The organism is Desulfovermiculus halophilus DSM 18834, assembly GCF_000620765.1.
Taxonomy (GTDB): domain Bacteria; phylum Desulfobacterota; class Desulfovibrionia; order Desulfovibrionales; family Desulfothermaceae; genus Desulfovermiculus; species Desulfovermiculus halophilus.
This window is the reverse complement of sequence record NZ_JIAK01000059.1, coordinates 1-3,036: the sequence shown is the minus strand read 5'-3', so window position 1 is coordinate 3,036 and position 3,036 is coordinate 1. Positions and strand designations below refer to the sequence as shown.

Below are 3,036 nucleotides of genomic sequence, written 5' to 3'. Positions count from 1 at the left end.
TGTTTTTGGTAATAAAAATCCGGACAAAATGGCTTGAATCAGGGTAACACTTTCTCCCGGCTTAAACCAGAGGAGAAAGTGTCATGGGCAACAAGCAATTTAGTCAAGCACAAAAACTTACTATCCTGAAACACGCCAAACAGATCGGACCCAAGGAAGCAGCCAAGGTAGCTGGGGTCCACTACACCACGGTCTATGAGTGGAAAAGACAGCTCAAGGAGCTTGGTGAAGAAGCGTTTCTCGAGCATCAGCCCCGTCGGTCAGGCCGAGGGGAAAAGGAAATAACCCCTGAGCAGGAATCAGCCATCCTGCAGGTATGGAATGACAACCCTGCATTTGGCCCCGGACAGGTTCGCAGCCAGCTTCGGCGGCAGGGTACCACCATCTCCATCCGCACTATCCGCAAGGTTATGGAGGCCAATGGGTACACTGCCAAGCAAAAGCAGAATCAGGTCTCGGCCCCTGAGCGCTTTGAGGCCAGCCGTCCCTTGGAGCTGGCCCAAATGGACATCCTGGAAGTGACAATCAACAAGGTCCGGGTTTATCTGATCCTGCTCATTGACGATTTTTCGCGGTTTATCCTCGGGTTTCGGCTCCTGGAGCAAACCTCCGTGGATGAGGTCATACAGCTGGTCCGGAGAGCTGTCGACCAGTACGGCAAGATGGAAGAGCTGCTCACAGACCGTGGTTTCGTCTTCTACTCCTGGCGTGGGATCAACCGCTTTGAAAAGTACCTGGAAAACCAAGGTATCGATCATACCCACGCCCGGCCCCACCACCCACAGACCCTGGGCAAGGTGGAGGCCTTAAACAAGCGCATCAAGAATGAGCTCTTTGGGCAAGAGCATTTTTCCACCCTGGAGCAGGCATTTTCGGCTCTGACCAAATGGGTGGAGCACTATAACCACAAGCGCCCGCACCAGGGACTGGGAGGCTTCTTGGTTCCGGCCGAACGTTTCCACGGCCAGGAGCAAAAGGCCCTTGACGACATTGCCAATTCACGTGACGTTACCGCACAGATCCAGGATATAGAGCGCAGTATCGTCAATTTGGTGCTGGCCCCGGACGGGTCGGTCACGTTGTACCTTCTGGGTCAGCCCGTAGTGATCAAAGGAGGTTCCCATGTCTGAGTCTTTGACCCCGGAAGAGGTGGCCATCCTGATAAAGGCCCGCCGGATTCAAAAAGACAAGGGCCTGGATAAAGATTTTGACGTCAAAAGCGTCTGCGAGACAGCTGGAGTCTCGCGCAAGACCGGCTACCAATGGGCTGAAAAGTTTGCCTCCAGCACAGAAACAACAGCGCGTCAGGAAGTTGAGCAGGAGCTGGCAGACCTCCAGGCCAAGCATGAAAAGCTTTCCAAGGATTATGAGCGGGAAGCCTTTGAAAACCGAGCCCGGAAGCTGGCTTGGGAAATCCACCATGTCGATGAGTGGTTGGCCAGTAAAAAAAACACTTCCAAGGGCAAGACAAAGAAAAAGCGGTAGCTTTTATCCGCAGTGAGCCTTGGTCGATTCGGATTATCTCCTGGCTTTTGGGTATTTCCTTAAGCACACTAAGTGACTGGGATCAGGCTTATGATGACAATCTGTGCCCCTATCGCACAAGCGACAAACGGGGGGCCACGGCCAAAGTGACCATGGAGATTATCCGTCACATCGTGGACAAAGCCAGGGCTCTCAAAGAACGGGGCAATCGACTGCGGATTACAAAATTTGTCCAGACTATCAAAGATGAACTCCAACTGGATCTGGGCCAAAAGACCATCAAGGACATCCTGATTGCCAATGATTTGTGGAGACCACAGACCAGGAAAAAACGACCAGAGTTTTATCAAAGCCTGTGCCAGCAGATCCCGAACGGGGTGCTCAGCCTGGATGGGAGCACCATCGATGTCCATGTGGGCGATCGGGTCATCAGCTACAATCTCGAGCTTGGCGTTGATGCGGGCAGCTTCTGCCACACTGCCCATGAGATAACTCCAACGGAAACGGGTGACGCGGTCCTTTCTGTCCTGAAAAAACACCAAGCGGCCTGGGGTCTGCCTTTAGGCGTCGTCTTTGATAGAGGTAGTTCCAACTTGAGTGATGAGGTCATGGGTTTTCTCAATGAAAACGATATCGTCATCTTGCCTGCGGGGCCAGCCAACCCCAAGGGCAACGGAACTGACGAAGGGGCATTCAGTCAATTCAAGCAGGCTATTGGAGAAGTGCATATCGATACCTCATCTCCCTATGCTCTGGGTAAAAGCGTATTGGACATGCTCGTCTGCCTGTATATGCAAATGCGCAACAAGCTGGCCCTGCGTAAACCCCGGCCCACTCCTGCCGATCAGATGCAGACACCTGTCTCTGCAAAGGAGCAGGAGAAAGAGCGGGCCCGACTTATAGAGCATCAGCAAAAAAAGAATGACGATGCCCATCAGGCCAAGAGAGACAGACTGCATTGGCTGATCAATTATCACAACATCATGCTATCCTCGGCTGAACTTCAAAGAGCAGAATATTGCATCAAATTCTATGACCAAGAAGCCATAACCAAATCTGAAGAAGCGTTTTTAAGGGCAGTCAACCGGGACCACAACCGTTGCAACCTGTCGTATTTTTTCGGTATCTTAAGCAATATTCAGCAGGAACTGGATGACCAACGCTACCAGCAGTATTGCCAAGAGCGGTACAGCTATGAACTCCATCAGGAAAACCAGAGGCGCAAGGCAGAAAGTCACAGCCAAAATGAACCTACAGTGGAGAGCGTCTTGAACCTGATGGTAACAGCTCTTGGTCTGAGCCAGGACTTTCTCCAAAAATCAGCCTTCAACAAATGCAAAGAACGAATCGAAAGGCTGCTGTCATCAGTAAGCTATATCGGCCCCCTCATGAAAAGATTTCATGAGGCCCTGGGCGCCAGAGACGATCTGGACGTGGAACAAAAAGAGCAGGCTCTCAACCAGATTGAGCAGCTTATACATGAAACCGCCGTGGCTTGAATGTGTTACCCGCTGGACCGGATTTTGTTCGAATTTTTATTGCAACAGCACA

Annotated in this window: 3 protein-coding genes; all 3 read left to right on the top strand. The window is 51.6% G+C overall.

Annotation, left to right across the window (positions count from 1 at the left end; genetic code table 11):
• Positions 1-83 precede the first annotated feature (83 nt).
• The 3 genes from N902_RS0114205 (at position 84) to N902_RS0114195 (ending at position 2,984) form a co-directional block, all read left to right on the top strand.
• On the top strand, positions 84-1,130 hold the full coding sequence (locus tag N902_RS0114205) for an integrase core domain-containing protein (protein WP_027371447.1): 1,047 nt from the start codon (positions 84-86) through the stop codon (positions 1,128-1,130).
• A complete protein-coding gene (locus tag N902_RS0114200; RefSeq protein WP_027371446.1) occupies positions 1,123-1,485 on the top strand; it encodes a transposase in 363 nt (120 codons plus the stop codon). Before N902_RS0114205 ends, N902_RS0114200 begins: the two co-directional genes overlap by 8 nt.
• A gap of 152 nt (positions 1,486-1,637) precedes the next feature.
• Entirely contained in the window at positions 1,638-2,984 is a 1,347-nt protein-coding gene (locus N902_RS0114195) for a hypothetical protein (protein WP_027371445.1), read from the top strand.
• Positions 2,985-3,036: the final 52 nt, after the last annotated feature.